Annotated in this window: 18 protein-coding genes; 14 read left to right on the forward strand and 4 right to left on the reverse strand. The window is 66.5% G+C overall.

Features of this window, described 5'->3' with window-relative positions:
- The first annotated feature begins 127 nt into the window (after positions 1–127).
- Complete coding sequence (locus WS46_RS24620; RefSeq protein ID WP_059692189.1) at positions 128–1,255, forward strand: aminotransferase class V-fold PLP-dependent enzyme; 1,128 nt, start codon at positions 128–130, stop codon at positions 1,253–1,255.
- Between the two features lie 146 nt (positions 1,256–1,401).
- Positions 1,402–1,971 (forward strand): YdeI family protein, encoded by a 570-nt coding sequence (locus WS46_RS24625; protein WP_059692047.1) that lies wholly within the window; start codon positions 1,402–1,404, stop codon positions 1,969–1,971.
- A gap of 183 nt (positions 1,972–2,154) precedes the next feature.
- On the opposite strand, the gene WS46_RS24630 is transcribed toward WS46_RS24625, so the two are convergent.
- Positions 2,155–4,455 carry an NADP-dependent malic enzyme gene (locus WS46_RS24630; protein ID WP_059692190.1) on the reverse strand — a complete coding sequence of 767 codons (2,301 nt, stop codon included), beginning with the start codon at positions 4,453–4,455 and terminating at the stop codon, positions 2,155–2,157.
- 135 nt (positions 4,456–4,590) lie between these two features.
- Between WS46_RS24630 and WS46_RS24635 the strand changes: the two genes are divergently transcribed.
- From WS46_RS24635 to WS46_RS24665, 7 genes are all read left to right on the forward strand, one after another.
- Positions 4,591–5,562, forward strand: a complete 972-nt coding sequence (locus WS46_RS24635) for a LysR substrate-binding domain-containing protein (protein WP_059534236.1) — start codon at positions 4,591–4,593, stop codon at positions 5,560–5,562.
- Positions 5,563–5,879: 317 nt separating this feature from the next.
- On the forward strand, positions 5,880–6,833 hold the full coding sequence (locus tag WS46_RS24640) for a choline ABC transporter substrate-binding protein (protein ID WP_059692048.1): 954 nt from the start codon (positions 5,880–5,882) through the stop codon (positions 6,831–6,833).
- A 100-nt stretch (positions 6,834–6,933) separates the two neighbouring features.
- Complete coding sequence (locus WS46_RS24645; RefSeq protein WP_059692049.1) at positions 6,934–7,863, forward strand: 3-keto-5-aminohexanoate cleavage protein; 930 nt, start codon at positions 6,934–6,936, stop codon at positions 7,861–7,863.
- A gap of 86 nt (positions 7,864–7,949) precedes the next feature.
- The gene (locus tag WS46_RS24650) at positions 7,950–8,915 is read left to right on the forward strand and encodes an L-carnitine dehydrogenase (RefSeq protein WP_059692050.1); all 966 of its coding nucleotides are present in this window, start codon (positions 7,950–7,952) and stop codon (positions 8,913–8,915) included.
- 6 nt (positions 8,916–8,921) lie between these two features.
- Positions 8,922–9,410, forward strand: coding sequence for a thioesterase family protein (locus WS46_RS24655; protein WP_059692051.1), 489 nt, complete (start codon positions 8,922–8,924; stop codon positions 9,408–9,410).
- Positions 9,411–9,467: 57 nt separating this feature from the next.
- Positions 9,468–10,424 (forward strand): alpha/beta hydrolase, encoded by a 957-nt coding sequence (locus WS46_RS24660; protein WP_059692052.1) that lies wholly within the window; start codon positions 9,468–9,470, stop codon positions 10,422–10,424.
- A gap of 22 nt (positions 10,425–10,446) precedes the next feature.
- Entirely contained in the window at positions 10,447–11,643 is a 1,197-nt protein-coding gene (locus tag WS46_RS24665) for a TauD/TfdA family dioxygenase (RefSeq protein ID WP_059692053.1), read from the forward strand.
- A 192-nt stretch (positions 11,644–11,835) separates the two neighbouring features.
- Here WS46_RS24665 and WS46_RS24670 read toward each other — a convergent pair whose 3' ends face one another.
- From WS46_RS24670 to WS46_RS24680, 3 genes are all read right to left on the reverse strand, one after another.
- Positions 11,836–12,138 carry a DUF4148 domain-containing protein gene (locus tag WS46_RS24670; protein ID WP_059534248.1) on the reverse strand — a complete coding sequence of 101 codons (303 nt, stop codon included), beginning with the start codon at positions 12,136–12,138 and terminating at the stop codon, positions 11,836–11,838.
- A 214-nt stretch (positions 12,139–12,352) separates the two neighbouring features.
- Positions 12,353–13,339: an oxidoreductase gene (locus tag WS46_RS24675; RefSeq protein WP_059692191.1), complete on the reverse strand. Its 987-nt coding sequence runs from the start codon at positions 13,337–13,339 to the stop codon at positions 12,353–12,355.
- Positions 13,340–13,483: 144 nt separating this feature from the next.
- On the reverse strand, positions 13,484–13,774 hold the full coding sequence (locus WS46_RS24680) for a DUF3331 domain-containing protein (RefSeq protein WP_044847789.1): 291 nt from the start codon (positions 13,772–13,774) through the stop codon (positions 13,484–13,486).
- Between the two features lie 677 nt (positions 13,775–14,451).
- Here WS46_RS24680 and WS46_RS24685 point away from each other — a divergent pair.
- From WS46_RS24685 to WS46_RS24705, 5 genes are all read left to right on the forward strand, one after another.
- Positions 14,452–15,216, forward strand: coding sequence for an SDR family oxidoreductase (locus tag WS46_RS24685; RefSeq protein WP_059534356.1), 765 nt, complete (start codon positions 14,452–14,454; stop codon positions 15,214–15,216).
- Between the two features lie 66 nt (positions 15,217–15,282).
- Complete coding sequence (locus WS46_RS24690; RefSeq protein WP_059692054.1) at positions 15,283–16,125, forward strand: ureidoglycolate lyase; 843 nt, start codon at positions 15,283–15,285, stop codon at positions 16,123–16,125.
- A 23-nt stretch (positions 16,126–16,148) separates the two neighbouring features.
- Entirely contained in the window at positions 16,149–17,426 is a 1,278-nt protein-coding gene (locus tag WS46_RS24695) for an L-fuconate dehydratase (RefSeq protein WP_059692055.1), read from the forward strand.
- A gap of 88 nt (positions 17,427–17,514) precedes the next feature.
- The gene (locus tag WS46_RS24700; protein ID WP_059692056.1) at positions 17,515–18,291 is read left to right on the forward strand and encodes an SDR family oxidoreductase; all 777 of its coding nucleotides are present in this window, start codon (positions 17,515–17,517) and stop codon (positions 18,289–18,291) included.
- 12 nt (positions 18,292–18,303) lie between these two features.
- The gene (locus WS46_RS24705) at positions 18,304–19,845 is read left to right on the forward strand and encodes a sugar ABC transporter ATP-binding protein (protein ID WP_059692057.1); all 1,542 of its coding nucleotides are present in this window, start codon (positions 18,304–18,306) and stop codon (positions 19,843–19,845) included.
- Positions 19,846–19,849 lie beyond the last annotated feature (4 nt).

Genomic DNA, 19,849 nt, shown 5'->3' on the forward strand with positions numbered 1-19,849 from the left:
TCAGACGGCTTTCGCTAGAATCGATCATCGTTCAGGTACAAGCGCAGAAATGCATCGGTGCGGCGGTATCCACTACGCGAATGCCGCTCGCGCTCATCCCATGGTTCATCCTTTACCGGAGGCGAACGTGCCAGGCTTACTTCCCGATGTCGACCGCGACGGGCTTCTCGAATATTCGGTGGTGTACACCGACCGGTCGATCAATCACATGTCGCAGCGCTTTCAGGGCGTCATGCGCGATATTTCCGCGGCGCTGAAGAAGGTCTACAACGCGAAGGCGGTGGCGATCGTTCCGGGCAGCGGGACGTTCGGCATGGAAGCCGTTGCGCGCCAGTTCGCGACGGACAAGAAGTGTCTGGTGATCCGCAACGGCTGGTTCAGCTTCCGCTGGTCGCAGATTTTCGACATGGGCCGCATTCCGTCCGAGTCGATCGTGTTGAAGGCGCGTCCGGTCGAGCCGGGCAGGCAGGCGGCGTTCGCGCCGGCCCCGATCGAGGAAGTCGTCGCCGCGATTCGCGAACACAAGCCGGATCTGGTCTTTGCTCCGCATGTCGAAACCGCCTCAGGGATGATGTTGCCCGACGCGTATCTGCGCGCGGTGGCCGACGCCGTGCATGCGGTCGGCGGCATGTTCGTGCTCGATTGCATTGCGTCCGGGACGATCTGGGTCGACATGGAGGCGAGCGGTGTCGACGTGCTGATCAGTGCGCCGCAAAAGGGCTGGAGCGCGTCGCCTGGCTGTGCGCTGGTGATGATGAGTCCGCTTGCGCGCGAGCGAATCGACGCGACGACCAGCACCAGTTTTGCGTGCGATCTGCGCAAGTGGCTGCAGATCATGGAAGCGTACGAGAACGGCGGGTTCGCGTACCACGCGACGATGCCGACGGACAGCCTCGCGACGCTGCGCGACGTGATCAAGGAAACGGAAGCATACGGCTTCGACAAGGTGAGGGTGGAACAACTCGAGCTCGGCACGCGGATTCGCGCGTTGCTGGCCGAGAAGGGGTTCCGGAGCGTGGCGGCGGAAGGCTTCGAGGCGCCGGGCGTCGTCGTGAGCTACACGGACGATGACGACATCCGGACCGGCAAGAAATTCGTCGACGTCGGCATGCAGATCGCGGCCGGCGTGCCGTTGCAATGCGATGAGCCGGCGGATTTCAAGACGTTCCGGATCGGCTTGTTCGGGCTCGACAAGCTGCATGATGTCGATGCGGCGGTCGGGCGATTTGCTGACGCGTTGGAACGCGTTCTGTAGCTGCGCATTTTCGATCGGCCGAGGTCGGAAGCCGCCAAACCCGGCGATGACTTCCGACCCAAACAAGCCGGACGTTACTGTTCGTAAAGCGCTGTTGGACTGCGGACGGATTCCCGCGCTCGTACTCGACCATTTTGGACAGCGACATGACCGAATGCGCTCTGACATTTGCCAGTCAAACCGAATGGGAAAGCTGGTTGGCGCAAAACGGCGGCACTTCGAGCGGAGTATGGCTGCGTCTGGCGAAAAAGGGCGCCACGCACCGAACCGTCACCTACGACCAGGCGTTGGAAGGCGCGCTCTGCCATGGCTGGATCGATGGCCAGAAACGGGCTGAGAGCGAGACGTACTGGTTACAACGCTTCACGCCGCGCTCAGCAAAAAGCATCTGGTCCAAACTCAACAAGGACCGGGCCGAAGCGCTGATCGCCGCGGGCAGAATGCGCGCGTCCGGCATGCGCGAGATCGAGAAGGCGCGGCAGGACGGCCGCTGGCAGGCTGCTTATACGTCGGCCAGCAACTCGACCGTGCCGGACGACCTGCAGGTGGCGTTGGACGCAAATTCGAAAGCCAAGGCGTTCTTTGCAACGCTGAATAGCCGCAACCGCTACGCCATCCTGTACCGGATACAGAATGCGAAAAAGCCGGAAACACGGGCGCGTAAAATCGCGGAATTCGTCGACATGCTGAACCGCGGTGAAACCTTCCATCCGTGAATCTTGTGCTTCTGATGGAGATCTTGCGAAACGCGGGCATCGAATCCGTGATGGCCGCTTCGTTCCGGCAGCCGTCATGCGCGGTAATTTCGTCGGCCAGCGCGATATCCGCGCCGGTTGCGGTGCAGGCCGCAACCCGCTGACCGACGGGGTCGGCCGTAGCCGACCCCGCATCGACCGCAATTACACGGCGGCGTTGCGATTCGCCTCGATCACCGTCAACGCCGTCATGTTCACGATCCGTCGCACGGTCGCACTGGACGTGAGGATGTTCACCGGCCCGTTGACGCCCAGCAGGAACGGCCCGACCGCAACGTTACTGCCGGCCTCGGTCTTGAGCAGGTTATAGGCGATATTCCCCGCATCGACGTTCGGACACACGAGCAGGTTCGCCGCACCCTTCAGCGGCGACATCGGCAGCAGCCGCGCACGCAGCGCCTCGTCGAGCGCGCAGTCGCCGTGCATCTCGCCATCCGCCTCGATATCCGGCGCATGCGCGCGAATGATTTCCAGCGCCCGGCGCATCTTCACGCCCGAAGCCGCGCTCCCCGACCCGAAGTTCGACCGCGACAGCAGGGCAACCTTCGGCGAGAGATTCAGCCACTCCATCTGCCGCGCGGCCGCGATCGTGAATTCCGCGATCTGCTCCGCATCCGGGTTGTCGTTGACGTGCGTATCGACCAGCGCGACCGTCCGCTGATTCAGCAGCAGGATGTTCATCGCGGCGTAGGTCGACGCATCGGGCTTCCTGCCGATCACTTCGTCCACGAATCGCAGGTGATTGTGGTACTCGCCGACCGTCCCGCAGATCATCCCGTCCGCATCGCCGAGCCGCACCATCATCGCGCCGATCAGCGTCAGGCGGCGCCGCATTTCGACGCGCGCCATTTCCTTCGAGATGCCGTCGCGGCAGCGCAATTCCCAATACGTCGTCCAGTATTGCGGGAAACGCTCGTCATATTCCGGATTGGTCACTTCGACATCCTGACCGAGACGCAGGCGCAGGCCGAACCGCTCGATACGCGCGAGCAGCACTTCCGGACGCCCGACCAGGATCGGACGCGCGAGCTTCTCGTCGACGATGACCTGCACCGCGCGCAGCACACGCTCGTCCTCGCCCTCGGTGAACACGATGCGTGCCTTGCCGCCATCGCGCACGAGCTGACGCGCGGTCGCGAACAGCGGCTTCATGAACGCACCCGAGTGGTAGACGAACTGCTGAAGTTGCTCGACATACGCGTCGAGATCCGCGAGCGGGCGCGTCGCCACGCCGCCCTCGATCGCGGCCTTGGCCACGGCCGGCGCGATGCGAACGATCAGGCGCGGATCGAACGGCTTCGGAATCAGGTATTGCGGACCGAAGGACACTTCATCGCCGCCATAGGCCGCCGCGACGATGTCGTTCTGCTCTTCCTGCGCGAGGCCGGCAATCGTGTGAACCGCGGCGATTTCCATTTCGCGGGTGATCGTCGTTGCGCCCACATCCAGTGCGCCGCGGAAAATGTACGGAAAGCAGAGAACGTTGTTGACCTGGTTCGGGAAATCCGAGCGGCCCGTCGCGATCACGACGTCGTCGCGCGTCGCATGCGCGAGTTCCGGGAAGATTTCCGGCGTCGGATTGGCGAGCGCGAGAATCAGCGGGCGCGCGGCCATCGCCTTCAGCATCTCCGGTTTCAGAATGCCGCCGACCGACAGCCCGAGGAACACGTCGGCGTCGCCGATCACTTCGGACAGCGTGCGCGCGTCGGTTTCCTGCGCGAAGCGTTCCTTGGCGGGGTCCATCAGCGTGGTGCGGCCGCGGTAGACGACGCCTTCGATATCCGTCGCCCAGATGTTCGCGACCGGCAGCCCGAGGTCGACGAGCAGGTCCAGGCAAGCCAGCGCTGCGGCACCGGCGCCCGAGGTCACGACCTTCACCTCGGAAATCGACTTCCCGACCACCTTCAGCCCGTTGATGAATGCGGCGGCCACGGTAATGGCGGTGCCGTGCTGGTCGTCGTGGAAGACCGGAATCTTCATGCGCTCGCGCAGCTTGCGCTCGACGGTGAAGCACTCGGGCGCCTTGATGTCCTCGAGGTTGATCCCGCCGAAGGTGGGCTCGAGGCCGGCGATGATGTCGACGAGCTTGTCCGGATCGGTCTCGTTGATCTCGATGTCGAACACGTCGATCCCCGCGAACTTCTTGAACAGCACGGCCTTGCCTTCCATGACCGGCTTCGACGCGAGCGCGCCGATGTTGCCCAGACCCAGCACGGCGGTGCCGTTGGTGATGACGCCCACCAGATTCCCGCGGCTCGTGAAGCGATGCGCGTTCAGCGGCTCGGCGGCGATCGATTCGCACACGCTGGCGACGCCGGGCGTGTAGGCGAGCGCGAGATCGCGCTGCGTCACGAGCGGCTTGCTGGCGACGACGGAGATCTTCCCCGGGGTCGGAAACTCGTGATAGTCGTACGCGGCCTGCTGCTGAGTCTCTGTCTGTTTCATGTTTTTGGGTCCGGGCGTGCGCGCCAGGCCAGTCCCGACGCGATCCATGAGGTGATTCTAGGGATCAGCCATAAGGAGATGATTCTGTTTTAATATCGGTCCATCACTTTTTCATGATGGTATGGCGGTTCGGCAATGACATTCGACGCGAACGACGTGGTCCGGCGGCTCGGTGCGCGCCTGAAGATGCGGCACCTGATGCTGTTGCTGCAGATCCAGCAGCACGGGTCGCTGACGCGCGTCGCGGAGCACATGGCCAGCAGCCAGCCTGCCGTGACGAACGCGCTGTCCGAGCTGGAAAGCATGTTCGGCACGCCGCTGTTCGAGCGCTCGTCGCGCGGGATGCGGCCGACCGCGCTCGGCTCGGTCGTGCTCGAGCGCGCCCGGGCGATGCTGAAGGACCTCGACCATCTCGCCCGCGAGATGGAGGCGGTCGCCGCCGGCCACGCGGCCCACCTGCATATCGGCGTGATTCCGTTTATTTCGGGCCAGATGCTGTCGGCGGCGCTCAAGCGGCTGCAATCCCGGATGGAACGCCGCCTGACCGTGACGATCCACGAAGGCACCAGCGACCAGTTGCTGCTCCAGCTCAAGGACCACAGCGTCGATCTCGTGATCGGGCGGGCGTCGTCGGCGGTCGATCTGGGGCAGGTTTCCTTCGAAGTTCTGTACCAGCAGCAGCCGCGGATGATCGCGAGCCGGCGCCTCGCCGCGAAACTGGCTCGCATGAAGCTCGACTGGGAGAAGCTGCGCGAACTGGACTGGATTCTCGGCGCGCCGCATACGCCGATGCGGGAGCAGGTGACGGACCTGTTCCTGTCGGCCGGCATCGCGCCGCCCGTGCCGATCGTCGAAAGCTACTCGTCGAAGCTGATCGGCGAAATGATCGCGTCGAGCGACGACGCCGTATCGATCGTGCCGGCCGATATCGCCGAAGAAATGGTGCGCATCGCCGGCGTGGCGATCGTGCCTTACTCGCTGGTCTGGACGCTGCCGCCCATCGCGCTGTTTACGCGCGCCGCCGAATCGCATGCGCCGACGCGGGATCTGCTGGTCCAGGCGTTGCGCGAGATCTGCAGGGAAACCTACGTCGAGGTACCGCGATAACGTGTCGGTCGCCGGCCCGCACCGGCCCGGCCGGAATCGACATCACGCGCGTTCCGGCGCCACCGCCGAAGCACGCTCCGTCGGCATCCGTCACGCCGCATCCGGACAACCCCCGCTTCGCCGAAATTCGCCTCAAACCCCCGCCGCACAAGCCATTGCTCGCGCATAGTGGTTTCCACTCATAGTCGCAAATAGTCAAGAAAAGGTCGCCGCCGGTCGTCTTTCGACCAATATGGCTCGTTACTTTTACTCCCACGATGCAGGCCGGGACGCACTCCGCGAACCCGTCGGACATCGGTCCAATCGGGAGAGAAACCATGAAGTCGACAAAGATCGCCGCGTTCGTCGCGGCCGTGCTGGCGACCGGCGCATTCGCGACCGCGGCGCACGCCGAAACGGAAGCAGCGACCTGCCGCAACGTACGCTTCGCGGACATCGGCTGGACCGACATCACGTCCACCACGGCGCTCGCGTCGACGGTGTTCGAAGGGCTCGGCTACAAGCCGACGACGACGATCGCATCGGTGCCGATCTCGTTCGCCGGCCTGAAGAGCAAGCAGCTGGACATCTCGCTCGGCTACTGGTGGCCGGTGCAGCAAAAGCAGCTCCAGCCGTTCCTCGACAGCAAGTCGATCAACGTGGTCGAGACGCCGAATTTGTCGGGCGCGAAGGCGACGCTCGCGGTGCCGAGCTATGAATACCAGGCCGGCCTGAAGACCTTCGATGACATCGCGAAACACCGCGCGGAACTCGACGGCAAGATCTACGGGATCGAGCCGGGCAGCAGCGCGAACGCGACGATCCAGAAGATGATCGACACGAACCAGTACGGCCTGGGCGGCTTCAAGCTGGTCGAATCGAGCGAGGCCGGGATGCTCGTGACGGTCGAGCGCGCGATCCGCGAGAAGAAGTGGGTCGTATTCCTCGGCTGGGAACCGCATCCGATGAACATCCAGATCAGCATGAACTACCTGTCCGGCGGCGATGCGAGTTTCGGCCCGAACTACGGCGAAGCGCGCGTGTACACGCTGACGGCGCCCGACTTCATCGCGCGCTGCCCGAACGCGGGCAAGCTCGTCGAGAACCTGCGCTTCACGACGCAGCTCGAGAACCAGCTGATGCAGTCGGTGATGAACAAGACGAAGCCGGCCGACGCCGCGAAGGCATACCTGAAGAAGAATCCGCAGGTGCTCGATGCCTGGCTCGCCGGCGTCAAGACGTTCGACGGCAAGGACGGCCTGCCTGCCGTGAAGGCGTATCTCGGCCTGTAACGGCCCGTGCGCGCCGCAAGCGGGCGGCGCGCAGCGACAAATAATCTGCAGTACGACGGAAAACGAGCGACACGAACAGCATCAAGCGAGGGCATTCAGCATGAACCACGAAGTCATCATCACCTGCGCGGTCACCGGCGCGGGCGACACGGTCGGCAAGCATCCGGCGATTCCGGTCACGCCGAAGGAAATCGCGGCCGCCGCGATCGAAGCGGCGAAGGCCGGCGCGACGGTTGCGCACTGCCACGTGCGCGATCCGCAGACGGGCCGCGGCAGCCGCGACCCGAACCTGTACCGCGAAGTGGTCGACCGGATCCGCTCGGCGGACGTCGACGTCATCATCAACCTGACGGCCGGCATGGGCGGCGATCTGGAGATCGGCCCGGGCGAGGACCCGATGCGCTTCGGCAAGGGCACCGATCTCGTCGGCGGCCTCACGCGCCTCGCGCACGTCGAGGAACTGCTGCCGGAAATCTGCACGCTCGACTGCGGCACGCTGAATTTCGGCGACGGCGACTACATCTACGTATCGACGCCCGCGCAACTGCGCGCCGGCGCGAAACGCATCCAGGAACTCGGCGTGAAGCCGGAGCTGGAAATCTTCGATACGGGCCATCTGTGGTTCGCGAAGCAGTTGCTGAAGGAAGGGCTGCTCGACGATCCGCCGCTGTTCCAGCTGTGCCTCGGCATTCCGTGGGGCGCGCCGGCCGACACCGGCACGATGAAGGCGATGGTCGACAACCTGCCGCCGGGCGCGCACTGGGCCGGCTTCGGGATCGGCCGCATGCAGATGCCGATGGTCGCGCAGGCGATGCTGCTCGGCGGTCACGTGCGTGTCGGCCTCGAAGACAACATCTGGCTCGATCGCGGCGTGCATGCGACCAACGGCAAGCTCGTCGAGCGCGCGCGGGAAATCGTCGAACGCCTCGGCGGCCGCGTGCTGACGCCGGCCGAAGGGCGTCGCAAGCTCGGCCTGCCGGCGCGCGGCGAGCGTCCGCTCGAACGCCGCGCGGTGACCGAATTCGCGTGAGCTTGCAAGGCTGATTCCGATTCAATGCGGCGGCGCGCACGGGCGCGGTCGCCGTCCGATTTCCCCCGATTTGAAGGATGCGTGACATGGCAGTGAAGACCGACATCAAGACGTTCGCCGCGATCGGCACCGGCGTGATCGGCAGCGGATGGATTTGCCGTGCGCTCGCGCACGGTCTCGACGTGGTCGTGTGGGACCCCGCGCCGGGCGCCGAGGAGCGGTTGCGCGCGAACATCGCGAATGCGTGGCCTGCGCTCGAACGCGTCGGCCTCGCGCCGGGCGCCGATCCCGCGCGGCTGCGCTTCGAGTCGACGATCGAGGCCTGCGTCGCCGACGCGGATTTCATCCAGGAAAGCGCGCCCGAGCGCGAGACGCTGAAGCTCGAACTGCACGAACAGATCAGCCGCGCGGCGAAGCCCGACGCGATCATCGCGTCGTCGACGTCGGGGCTGCTGCCGACCGACTTCTATGCGCGTGCGACGCACCCGGAGCGCTGCGTGGTCGGCCATCCGTTCAATCCGGTCTACCTGCTGCCGCTCGTCGAGGTGCTCGGCGGCGCGCGCACGTCGCCGGAAGCGGTCGAGGCCGCGATGGCGATCTATCGCAAGCTTGGCATGCGGCCGCTGCACGTGCGCAAGGAGGTGCCGGGCTTCATCGCGGACCGGCTGCTCGAAGCGCTGTGGCGCGAGGCGTTGCATCTCGTCAACGAAGGCGTCGCGACGACCGGCGAGATCGACGATGCGATCCGCTTCGGCGCGGGCATCCGCTGGTCGTTCATGGGCACGTTCCTGACCTACACGCTGGCCGGCGGCGATGCCGGCATGCGACACTTCATGCAGCAGTTCGGCCCCGCGCTCGAACTGCCATGGACGAAGCTGGTCGCGCCGAAGCTGACCGACGAACTGATCGACAGCGTCGTCGAAGGCACGAGCGAGCAGCAGGGCACGCGCAGCATCAAGGAACTCGAACGCTATCGCGACGAGTGCATCACCGAGGTGCTGAAGGCGATCGCCGCGGTGAAGGCGCGGCACGGGATGCGATTCGAGGACTGAACGAACATGACCGGCGATACCCCGCTGACGATTTACCACGACGTCGTGCGGCCCGAGTGGGTCGACTACAACGGCCATCTGCGCGACGCGTTCTATCTGCTGATCTTCAGCTTCGCGACCGATGCGCTGCTCGACCGCATCGGTCTCGACGACGCCGCGCGTCGCGAGCGGTGCCGCTCGGTCTATACGCTCGAAGCGCACGTGAACTATCTGCAGGAGATCAAGGAGGGCACGCGCGTGCGCGTCGATGCGCGGGTGTTCGCGCATGACGCGAAGCGGCTGCACCTGTATCTCGAGCTGTTCGCGGACAGCCATGACGGCGCGGTGTCGGCGAGCGAGCAGATGCTGCTGCACGTCGATACGCGCGACGGCGCGAAATCGGCGCCGTTCGACGACGACGTCGCCGCGCGCGTGGCCGAACTGCATGCATTGCAGCGCGATTGTGCGGCGCCCGCGTATGCGGGGCGCGTGATCGGACTGCCGCCACGTCGCTAGCGTCGACGTTCAACGTTCAGGTTTCAACGTTCAATCTTCGACCGCGGAGCGCACACGATGCTCGAACCGGAAATCGCGGCGTTCGTTGCAGCCGTCGACGCGTGGTATCCGGCCGACGCGGCGGCGCGCTCGCCCGTCGAGCAACGCCGCGTCTACGACCGCTTCGCGGCCGCATGGACGCCCGCCGAACTGCCGCCCGGCATCGTGCAGCAGGACGCCGCGTGGCACGCGCCGGACGGACGCGCCATCGCACTCCGGCGCTACGCGCCTGCGCACGGCGAGCCGCGCGGCACCGTGCTGTTCTTTCATGGCGGCGGCTTCGTCGTCGGCTCGCTCGACAGTCACGCGCTGATCACCGCGCAACTGGCCGCCGACACGGGGCTGGCCGTGATCGCGGTCGACTACCGGCTCGCGCCCGAGCATCGTGCGCCGGCCGCGCTCGAGGATTGCCTGGCCGTCACGCGCGCCGCACGCGATGCAACCCGCTGGCCGTTCGGCTCGTGCGCACGACCGCTGACGCTCGCGGGCGACAGTGCGGGCGGCAATCTCGCGGCGGCCGTCGCTACCGCGCTGCGCGACGCGGGTGAAGGCGGCATCGACGGGATCGCACTCGTGTATCCGATGCTCGGCATCGAACCGCAAGCGCCGGCGCGCGAGACGGAAGCGCACGCGCCGATGCTGACGCTCGACGACGTTCATCGCTATCGCGCGCTGTACTGGGGCGATGCGGATGAAATCGCGCTGAACGACGATCCGTTGCTGCGCGCATCGGCGCCGCTCGCGGCGTCGCGCTTCGACGGGCTGCCGCCCGTGCTCGCGATCGGCGCGGAACACGATCCGCTGCGCGACGATGCGCGCGTCTACGTCGAACGGATCCTTGCGGCCGGCGGCGCCGCGCGTTACTGGAGGGGAGAGGGGCTGGTGCACGGCTGCTGGCGCGCGCTCGGAACGAGCCCGCAGGCGGCGCGGATGCACCGGATGATCGGCGGGTTTCTGCTCGCACCACACGCGTAGCGGGCGTTTCCGGGAGGCAACGATGCAGGCAGCGCAACACCGTATCGAGGACTGGCGGACCTTTTCCGCCGACGCGGCCATTGCGGCGGCGACGATCGGCGATGGAACGGTGGACGTCGAGTGGAGCGACACGCGACGATCGCCGTTTCATTTCGACTGGCTGCGCGACAACTGCGCGTGTTCCGCGTGCGTGCACGCGCTCACGCGCGAACAGGTGTTCGAGATCGCCGACGCGCGCGAGGATCTGTCGGCGCTCGCCGTGCATGTCGAAACCGACGGCGCGCTGCACGTCGAGTGGAACGACGGGCATCGCAGCACCTGGTCGCCGGGATGGTTGCGCGCGCATGCATACGACGATGCGTCGCGCGCGGAACGCCAGGCCGAGCACGGGCGGCACGTATGGGCCGGCGACGATGCGACGGCGATCGGCGTGTTCGCGTGGCGTGACGTGATGGAGGACGACGGCGCGTTGCGCGCGTGGCTCGCCGCGTTGCAGCGCACGGGGTTGACGCTCGTCGAGGGCGTGCCGGCCGAACGCGGCCGGGTCGACCAGATCGCGCGTCGTGTCGGCCTGATCCGCGAAAGCAATTTCGGCGTGCTGTTCGATGTCGAATCGAAGCCGCGACCGGACAGCAATGCCTATACGTCGCTCAACCTGCCGCCGCACACCGACCTGCCGACGCGTGAATTGCAGCCGGGCGTGCAGTTCCTGCATTGCCTCGCGAACGACGCAACGGGCGGAGACAGCATCTTCCTCGACGGCTTTGCGCTCGCGCAAGCGCTGCGGCGCGACTATCCCGCCGATTTCGAATACCTTGCCTCGACGCCGTTCGAGTTCTGGAACAAGAGTGCGAACAGCGACTACCGCTGCTCGGCGCCGGTGATCGGCCTCGATGCACGCGGCAACGTGACGGAAGTGCGCGTCGCGAACTTCCTGCGCGGGCCGCTCGATGCGCCGGCCGGATCGGTCGCGGCCGTCTATCGCGCGTACCGGCGGTTTCTCGCGCTCGCGCGCGAGCCGCGTTTCCGGGTGCAGCGCCGATTGCGGGCGGGCGACATGTGGGCGTTCGACAACCGGCGCGTGCTGCATGCGCGCACCGAGTTCGATCCGTCGACGGGTCGCCGGCATCTGCAGGGCTGCTACGTCGATCGCGACGAACTGCTGTCGCGCTGGCGTGTGCTGTCGCGTGCGGCGCCTGCCGCCGCCGCGGGGCGTTGACCGGCGCATACGGCAGCGCCACGCATACCTCGCCGGGAAAAAGCGCCCGGACGCAGCGCGCCCGGGCGAAGCCACCCGCTGCCGGGCGGCGGAGGTATGCGTTTCACAAAACAAGACGAGCCCGCATCAGGGGCTCGTCCGGGTACAGCTTCGTCGCGCGATGCGCGATGCGCCCGCCAGGGGCGCGTCGGCTTACTGGCCGAAGAAGATCGAGTCGCGCGCGTTCGACGACGCTGCGGCGACCGGGGCGCCCGAGTGGACGACCGGAACCGGTTGCGCGCCGTAGCCGCTGGCGTCGGCACCATGAACACGCGCTTCCGCCGACTGGATGTCGTTCGGGTAGTACGGGCTCGACACGCCCGGCTTGTAGCCGGCTTGTTCGAGCTGGACCAGTTCGTTGCGGACTTGCGCGCGGGTCACGGTGCTTTGTGCGAAAGCGCCGAACGAAGCGGACAGGGCGACAGCGGCAACGACTGCGGAAACGAGCGATTTCATGATGACCTCCGGTGTTTTATTGGGTTCGCTTTCGACACCATGTCTGCAGCGATTGACTAAATCTTAGTCACCGGGTCGTGCAGGGTAAACGCTGATTTTGACGATAGATTGTTTCCGGACTGGTAACAGTCAGCCGTTCAATCAGGCTTTCACCAAGCTTTCATTTCTGCGAGTGTAATAAGCATGGCAAATGTTGAGGAGAACTGCGCGTGATTCAACGCACCTCGGTCGCCGTGTCGAACGGCGTGGCGGGCGGGCGACCCGCGGCCATGCCGGAGCTCAGGAAATGCACGCCCGTCGCGGCTTCGGAGGCTTCCCACAGCAGCGCGGCGGTCGCCACATCGCGCGCCGCGCGCGGCACGCTCGCCGGCGCCGGCAGGCCCCGCGACTCGAACCAGCCGGACGGTCCGATGTACGAGCCGCCGGTGAGGTCGGGCGACGTCGCCGCGTGAATCGCGGGAAGCGCACCCTGATCGGCCGGTTGCGCGAGATAACGGTTCGCCGCGCGCATCAACGCGGCGCGCGTGGGCGAACTGTCCATCGCAGGGCCCGCGAACTGCAGATTGGTCGCCGCATAGCCGGGATGCGCGGCGACGCTGATGCCCGCGAACGCCGCGCGCTGGAAGCGGCGCTGCAGTTCGATCGCGAACACGAGGTTCGCGAGCTTGCTGTCGCAGTAGGCGAGATAACGGTTGTAACCGCGCTCGGCCCGCAGGTCGTCGACGCGGATCCGGCCGCCGCGGTTGAAGCCGCTCGACATCGTCACGACCCGCGCGCGCCGCGCGGCGCGCAGCGCGGGCAGCAGATGCCCGGTCAACGCGAAATGGCCGAGGTGATTGGTGCCGAACTGCATCTCGAAGCCGTCTCGCGTGTGTCGTAGCGGCAGGAACATCACGCCGGCGTTGTTGCAGAGGATGTCGACGCGGCCGTGGCGGTCGGAGACGTCGGCGGCGAAGCGCTGGATCGACGCGAGATCGGCGAGGTCGAGCGGATCGACTTCAACCCGCGCGGCGGGATGGAATCGGCGGATCGCATCGGCGGCCTGCGCGCCGCGCGTGGCATCGCGGCAGCCCATCACGACCGTCGCGCCCTTGGCGGCCAGCGTTTCCGCGATCTGCCAGCCGAGCCCGCTGTTGGCGCCGGTCACGACCGCGACTTTGCCGCCTTGCGCCGGGACGTGGCGCGCGCTCCATGCATGCATGTCTGCCTCCATCGGCGTGGCCGGTGCGCCACGACGTGTAATCGTTACATTGAATGCTGTAACGATAGTCCGCGCGGGCGGGGCAGACAAGCGGAGGAACTAGACCGGCGGTTCTAGGCCGGCTTGCGCGTCGCGCGACGGGCGTTACCGGCTGCCGGCCAGGGCGAGCACTTCGGCGGCGGAGATCATCGCGGCCGCGTTTGCCGGTGCCGGGCGCTCGGCCGGGCGGAAGACTTCGTCGCCGCGCTGGATGACCTGGCGCGACAGCGCGCAGGTGCCGGTGCGCTGCGCGAAGCGGCGGCGCCAGCGCTGTTCGCCGTAGTGACAGCGGCCGGGTTCGACCCAGCGGACGACGAGCAGCGTATCGGAGCGTTCCAGAATTTCGACGTGGACGTCGGCGGGATCGAGCACAGGCAGGGATTTGGAGGCCTTCATTTGCCGTTTCCTAAAGCTCGTGCGGTTTCGGCCGTGGCAGTGGATGTCACTACCCAACGGCGATTCCGTAGCGGTTTCCATGAGTGGTGCGCTAAATGTAAGCGTCTGTGACCGGAAAAAACATCCTGTCTGGCTCAAATTACCTTTTGCCGATTTAGAAACAATCGACGCGCATTTTCTTGAAAAACCAACGACAAAAGCGCCCCGGACGCGAACGCCCGGGGCGGAAAATCGGCCCGCGCCACCGTGTCTGCTCGCTCAGTCACGTGGACACCGCGGGGGACGGAGGTGCCCGTCAGGGATCTGCGACGGGCGGGGTGCGGTGGTCCGGGCAGCGCGGTCCGGCAACACAATGATCGCGCGCGTCCCCCGTTGACACCCTGACGGGAACATGACTTTTTTGTCAGTTTCGCCGCGACGGCGGCGCGACACAGGCACCCGAGGCCGGCGCAAACCCGCGCCGGCATTGGCTTTGCGGGGCAAGTGATCGCTCTCCGGAATCGGAAAAAGACGGTAACCGAAGTAGCTCGCACCGCCTGCCGGCCCGATTTTGCCGTTCGGGAAAATACTGAATCACGCGATCGTGACAAATCCGGAATCTGTTCCTATGATTGGTTGGACCTTTAGTCCTTTGTGCCAATTGGTCGGCTCGGCCGGCTTCTACAGGAGTGGTGCTCATGAGATTGCAGGGCAAGCGCGCGCTGGTGACGGCGGCCGGGCAGGGTATCGGCCGCGCGACCGCGCTGCGGTTCGCAAGCGAGGGCGCCGACGTGCTGGCGACCGACATCAACGAAGCCGCGCTCGCGCAACTCGCGGCCGACGCCGAACGCGCGGGCGGCAGGCTGGCCACGCGGCGGCTCGACGTGACCGATGCGGGCGACGTGTCGGCGCTCGCCGCGCAGGAGCGTGCGTTCGACGTGCTGTTCAATTGCGCGGGGTTCGTGCACCACGGCTCGATCCTCGATTGCGACGATGCCGCGTGGGCGTTCTCGCTGAACCTCAACGTCACGTCGATGTACCGGCTGATCCGTGCGCTGCTGCCGGCGATGCTGGCAGCGGGCGGCGCGTCGATCATCAACATGGCGTCGGCCGCGTCGAGCGTGAAGGGCGTGCCGAACCGCTTCGTCTACGGCACCACCAAGGCGGCCGTGATCGGCCTGACCAAGTCCGTCGCCGCCGATTTCGTCGAGCAGCGCATCCGCTGCAACGCGATCTGCCCGGGCACGATCGAGTCGCCGTCGCTGGAACAGCGGATCGCCGAGCAGGCGCGCACGCGTCAGGTGTCGACCGACACCGTGCGCGAGGCCTTCGTCGCGCGCCAGCCAATGGGCCGCATCGGCACCGCGGACGAAGTGGCCGCGCTCGCGCTGTATCTCGCGTCGGACGAAGCGTCGTTCACGACCGGCGCGATTCACCTGATCGACGGCGGCTGGTCGAACTGACCGCGTCTGGCCGACCGTGTCTGGCCGACCGCGCCGTTCCATTCACTTTCCGTTTCCTCACACGACATGAAACTGTTGAGATTTGGCGACAAACACCACGAAAAGCCCGGCCTGCTCGATGCGCAGGGAAAGATTCGCGACCTGTCGGGCGTGATCGACGACATCGCCGGCGATGCGCTCACACCCGCGTCGCTCGCGCGGCTGCGTGACATCGACCCGTCGTCGCTGCCGCTCGTCGAAGGCGCGCCGCGACTCGGCGCGTGCGTCGGCCGCGTCGGCAAGTTCATCTGCATCGGGCTCAACTATTCCGACCACGCGGCCGAATCGGGCATGGAAGTCCCGAAGGAGCCGGTCGTGTTCGGCAAATGGACGAGCGCGATCTCGGGCCCGAACGACGACGTCGAGATTCCGCGCGGCTCGGAGAAGACCGACTGGGAAGTCGAGCTCGGCGTGGTGATCGGCCAGGGCGGCCGCTACATCGACGAGGCCGACGCGCTGTCGCACGTCGCCGGCTACTGCGTGGTGAACGACGTGTCGGAGCGCGAATACCAGCTCGAGCGCGGCGGCACGTGGGACAAGGGCAAGGGCAACGACACGTTCGGCCCGCTTGGGCCCTGGCTCGTGACGGCCGACGAAGTGCCCGATCCGCACGCGCTGCGGCTGTGGCTCGAGGTGGACGGCCACCGCTACCAGAACGGCACGACCGCGACGATGGTGTTCCGCGTGCCGCATCTGATCAGCTATCTGAGCCGCTTCATGAGCCTGCAGCCGGGCGACGTGATCTCGACCGGCACGCCGCCCGGCGTCGGCCTCGGGCAGAAGCCGCCGGTCTATCTGCGCGCCGGGCAGGTGATCACGCTCGGCATCGACGGGCTCGGCGAGCAGCGCCAGCGCACCGTGCAGGCCTGATTTCCTTTTACGGACCGTTCGTCATGCCTATCATTCGATCAATGCGCGTCCTCGACGTGCGCTTCCCGACCTCGCAGCAGCTCGACGGCTCCGATGCGATGAACCCGGACCCCGACTATTCGGCCGCGTACGTCGTGCTGGAAACCGACCACGACGGGCTCGAAGGCCACGGGCTCACGTTCACCATCGGGCGCGGCAACGAAATCTGCTGCGCGGCGATCGACGCGATGCGTCACCTCATCGTCGGCCTCGACCTCGACTGGATCCGCGAGGACATGGGCCGCTTCTGGCGGCACGTGACGTCGGACAGCCAGTTGCGCTGGATCGGCCCCGACAAGGGCGCGATCCATCTGGCGACGGGCGCCGTCGTCAACGCGGTGTGGGACCTGTGGGCGAAGGCGGTCGGCAAACCGCTGTGGCGGCTCGTCGCGGACATGAGCCCCGAGGAAATCGTGCGCGCGATCGATTTCCGCTACCTGACCGACTGCCTGACGCAGGACGAGGCGCTCGACCTGCTGCGTCGGCAGGCGCCGGGCAAGGCCGAGCGGATCGCGACGCTCGAGCGTGAAGGCTACCCGTGCTACACGACGTCGGCGGGCTGGCTCGGCTACAGCGACGACAAGCTGCGCCGGTTGTGCCGCGAGGCGGTCGACGCCGGTTTCGACTACGTGAAGCTGAAGGTGGGCGCGAACCTGGAGGACGACATCCGTCGCGTGACGATCGCGCGCGAGGTGATCGGTCCGGACCGCAAGCTGATGATCGACGCGAACCAGGTGTGGGAAGTCGACGAGGCGATCGACTGGGTGCGCGAGCTGGCCTTCGCGAGACCGTGGTTCATCGAGGAGCCGACGAGCCCCGACGACGTCGAAGGGCATCGCAAGATCCGCGAGGCGATCGCGCCGGTGCAGGTCGCGACCGGCGAGATGTGCCAGAACCGCGTGCTGTTCAAGCAGTTCATCGCGCGCGGCGCGATCGACGTCGTGCAGATCGACGCATGCCGGCTCGGCGGCGTGAACGAGATTCTCGCGGTGATGCTGCTGGCCGCGAAGTACGGGCTGGCGGTGTGTCCGCATGCGGGCGGCGTCGGGCTGTGCGAATACGTGCAGCATCTGTCGATGATCGACTACGTGTGCATTTCCGGCACGAAGGAAGGGCGCGTGACCGAATACGTCGATCACCTGCACGAGCACTTCGTCGAACCGTGCGTCGTGCGCGGCGCGGCTTACCTGCCGCCGACGGCGCCCGGCTTTTCGATCGAGATGAAGCCCGAATCGCTGGAACGGTATCGATTCCGCGGCTGAAGCGCGTGGCACGCGGCATGCGGCACGAGAACGCACGATGCACCGCGCGCGGCCCGCGCGGCGACAACATGAACGACGGAGACGCGAAGTGGATTTGAATCTGCAAGACAAGATCGTGATCGTGACGGGCGGCGCGTCGGGCATCGGCGCCGCGATCTCGATGCGGCTGGCCGGCGAAGGCGCGATTCCGGTGGTATTCGCGCGCCACACACCGGACGACGGCTTCTGGCGCGAACTCACGCGCAAGCAGCCGCGCGCCGCGTGCATGTCCGTCGAGCTTCAGGACGACGCGCAGTGCCGCGACGCGGTCGCGCAAACCATCGCGCGCTTCGGCCGCATCGACGGCCTCGTCAACAACGCGGGCATCAACGACGGCGTCGGGCTCGATGCCGGGCGCGACGCGTTCGTCGCATCGCTCGAACGCAACCTGGTCCACTACTACGTGATGGCGCATTACTGCGTGCCGCACCTGAAGGCGACGCGCGGCGCGATCGTCAACATCTCGTCGAAGACGGCCGTCACCGGGCAGGGCAACACGAGCGGCTATTGCGCATCGAAGGGGGCGCAACTCGCGCTGACGCGCGAATGGGCCGTCGCATTGCGCGACGACGGCGTGCGCGTGAACGCCGTGATTCCGGCCGAGGTGATGACGCCGCTCTACCAGACCTGGATCGCCGGTTTCGACGATCCCGAAGCGAAGCTCGCGGAAATCGCCGGCAAGGTGCCGCTCGGCAAGCGCTTCACGACCGCCGACGAGATCGCCGACACGGCCGTGTTCCTGCTGTCGGACCGCGCGTCGCACACGACGGGCCAGTGGCTGTTCGTCGACGGCGGCTATACGCATCTCGATCGCGCGATCGGCTGAGGGCATCGAGCCATGCAACCCGATCTGAACCCGACCGCCGCACCCGCCGCGCTGATTGCGCTGACCGGCATCGGCAAGCGCTTTCCGGGCGTGCAGGCGCTCGACGATTGCCGGTTCGACCTGCATGCCGGCGAAGTCCACGCGCTGATGGGCGAGAACGGCGCCGGCAAGTCGACGCTGATGAAGATTCTCGCCGGCGTTTATCAGAAGGACGAAGGCGAGATCCGGATGGACGGCCGCGCGGTGGAGATCGACGATCCGCGCGCCGCGCAGGCGCTCGGCATCGGCATCATCCATCAGGAACTGAACCTGATGAACCACCTGAGCGTTGCGCAGAACATCTTCATCGGGCGCGAGCCGCGCGGCCGCTTCGGCGTGTTCGTCGACGAGGACCAGCTCAACCGCGACGCGGCCGCGATCTTCGCGCGGATGCGGCTCGATCTCGATCCGCGCACGCCGGTCGGCCGGCTGACGGTCGCGAAGCAGCAGATGGTCGAGATCGCGAAGGCGCTGTCGTTCGACTCGCGCGTGCTGATCATGGACGAGCCGACCGCCGCGCTGAACAACGCGGAGATCGCCGAGCTGTTCCGCATCATCGGCGACTTGCGCGCGCACGGCGTCGGCATCGTCTACATCTCGCACAAGATGGATGAACTGCGCCAGATCGCCGATCGCGTGACGGTGATGCGCGACGGCAAGTACGTCGCGACCGTGCCGATGGCGGACACGTCGATGGACGCGATCATCGCGATGATGGTCGGCCGCCAGCTCGATACGACGTTCCGCACGCCGCCCGATACGTCGGCCAGCGAGGTCGCGCTCGAAGTGCGCGGGCTGTCGCGCGGCCGCGCGATCCGCGACGTCGGCTTCACGGTGCGGCGCGGCGAGATTCTCGGCTTCGCGGGGTTGATGGGCGCGGGCCGCACCGAGGTCGCGCGCGCGGTGTTCGGCGCGGACCCGATCGACGCGGGCGAGATTCGCGTGCACGGCAAGACCGTGACGATCCGCACGCCGGCCGACGCGGTCGCGCACGGGATCGGTTATCTGTCGGAGGACCGCAAGCACTTCGGGCTCGCGGTCGGGATGGACGTGCAGAACAACATCGCGCTGTCGAGCATGCAGCGCTTCGTGCGCCGCGGCATGTTCCTCGATGCGCGCGGGATGCGCGACACCGCGCAGTCGTACGTGCGGCAGCTCGCGATCCGCACGCCGTCGGTCGCGCAGCCGGCGCGCCTCCTGTCGGGCGGCAACCAGCAGAAGATCGTGATCGCGAAGTGGCTGCTGCGCGACTGCGACATCCTGTTCTTCGACGAGCCGACGCGCGGCATCGACGTCGGCGCGAAAAGCGAGATCTACAAGCTGCTTGACGCGCTCGCCGCCGACGGCAAGGCGATCGTGATGATCTCGTCGGAGTTGCCCGAGGTGCTGCGCATGAGCCACCGGATTCTCGTGATGTGCGAAGGGCGCGTGACCGGCGAATTGCGCGCGGCCGACGCCACGCAGGAAAAGATCATGCAGCTCGCGACGCAGCGCGAGTCGACCGTATTGTCCTGATTCA

The organism is Burkholderia sp. RF4-BP95 (genome assembly GCF_001521985.1).
Classification (GTDB): Bacteria; Pseudomonadota; Gammaproteobacteria; order Burkholderiales; family Burkholderiaceae; genus Burkholderia; species Burkholderia diffusa.

What these genes read in the sequence shown, in the direction of transcription:
- WS46_RS24685 (WP_059534356.1), top strand. Translation starts at nt 14,452, where the DNA reads ATGAGATTGCAGGGCAAGCGCGCGCTGGTGACGGCGGCCGGGCAGGGT.
- WS46_RS24695 (WP_059692055.1), top strand. Translation starts at nt 16,149, where the DNA reads ATGCCTATCATTCGATCAATGCGCGTCCTCGACGTGCGCTTCCCGACC.
- WS46_RS24635 (WP_059534236.1), top strand. Translation starts at nt 4,591, where the DNA reads ATGACATTCGACGCGAACGACGTGGTCCGGCGGCTCGGTGCGCGCCTG.
- WS46_RS24660 (WP_059692052.1), top strand. Translation starts at nt 9,468, where the DNA reads ATGCTCGAACCGGAAATCGCGGCGTTCGTTGCAGCCGTCGACGCGTGG.
- WS46_RS24670 (WP_059534248.1), bottom strand. Translation starts at nt 12,138, where the DNA reads ATGAAATCGCTCGTTTCCGCAGTCGTTGCCGCTGTCGCCCTGTCCGCT.
- WS46_RS24655 (WP_059692051.1), top strand. Translation starts at nt 8,922, where the DNA reads ATGACCGGCGATACCCCGCTGACGATTTACCACGACGTCGTGCGGCCC.
- WS46_RS24665 (WP_059692053.1), top strand. Translation starts at nt 10,447, where the DNA reads ATGCAGGCAGCGCAACACCGTATCGAGGACTGGCGGACCTTTTCCGCC.
- WS46_RS24675 (WP_059692191.1), bottom strand. Translation starts at nt 13,339, where the DNA reads ATGCATGCATGGAGCGCGCGCCACGTCCCGGCGCAAGGCGGCAAAGTC.
- WS46_RS24630 (WP_059692190.1), bottom strand. Translation starts at nt 4,455, where the DNA reads ATGAAACAGACAGAGACTCAGCAGCAGGCCGCGTACGACTATCACGAG.
- WS46_RS24625 (WP_059692047.1), top strand. Translation starts at nt 1,402, where the DNA reads ATGACCGAATGCGCTCTGACATTTGCCAGTCAAACCGAATGGGAAAGC.
- WS46_RS24690 (WP_059692054.1), top strand. Translation starts at nt 15,283, where the DNA reads ATGAAACTGTTGAGATTTGGCGACAAACACCACGAAAAGCCCGGCCTG.
- WS46_RS24645 (WP_059692049.1), top strand. Translation starts at nt 6,934, where the DNA reads ATGAACCACGAAGTCATCATCACCTGCGCGGTCACCGGCGCGGGCGAC.
- WS46_RS24680 (WP_044847789.1), bottom strand. Translation starts at nt 13,774, where the DNA reads ATGAAGGCCTCCAAATCCCTGCCTGTGCTCGATCCCGCCGACGTCCAC.
- WS46_RS24640 (WP_059692048.1), top strand. Translation starts at nt 5,880, where the DNA reads ATGAAGTCGACAAAGATCGCCGCGTTCGTCGCGGCCGTGCTGGCGACC.
- WS46_RS24650 (WP_059692050.1), top strand. Translation starts at nt 7,950, where the DNA reads ATGGCAGTGAAGACCGACATCAAGACGTTCGCCGCGATCGGCACCGGC.
- WS46_RS24705 (WP_059692057.1), top strand. Translation starts at nt 18,304, where the DNA reads ATGCAACCCGATCTGAACCCGACCGCCGCACCCGCCGCGCTGATTGCG.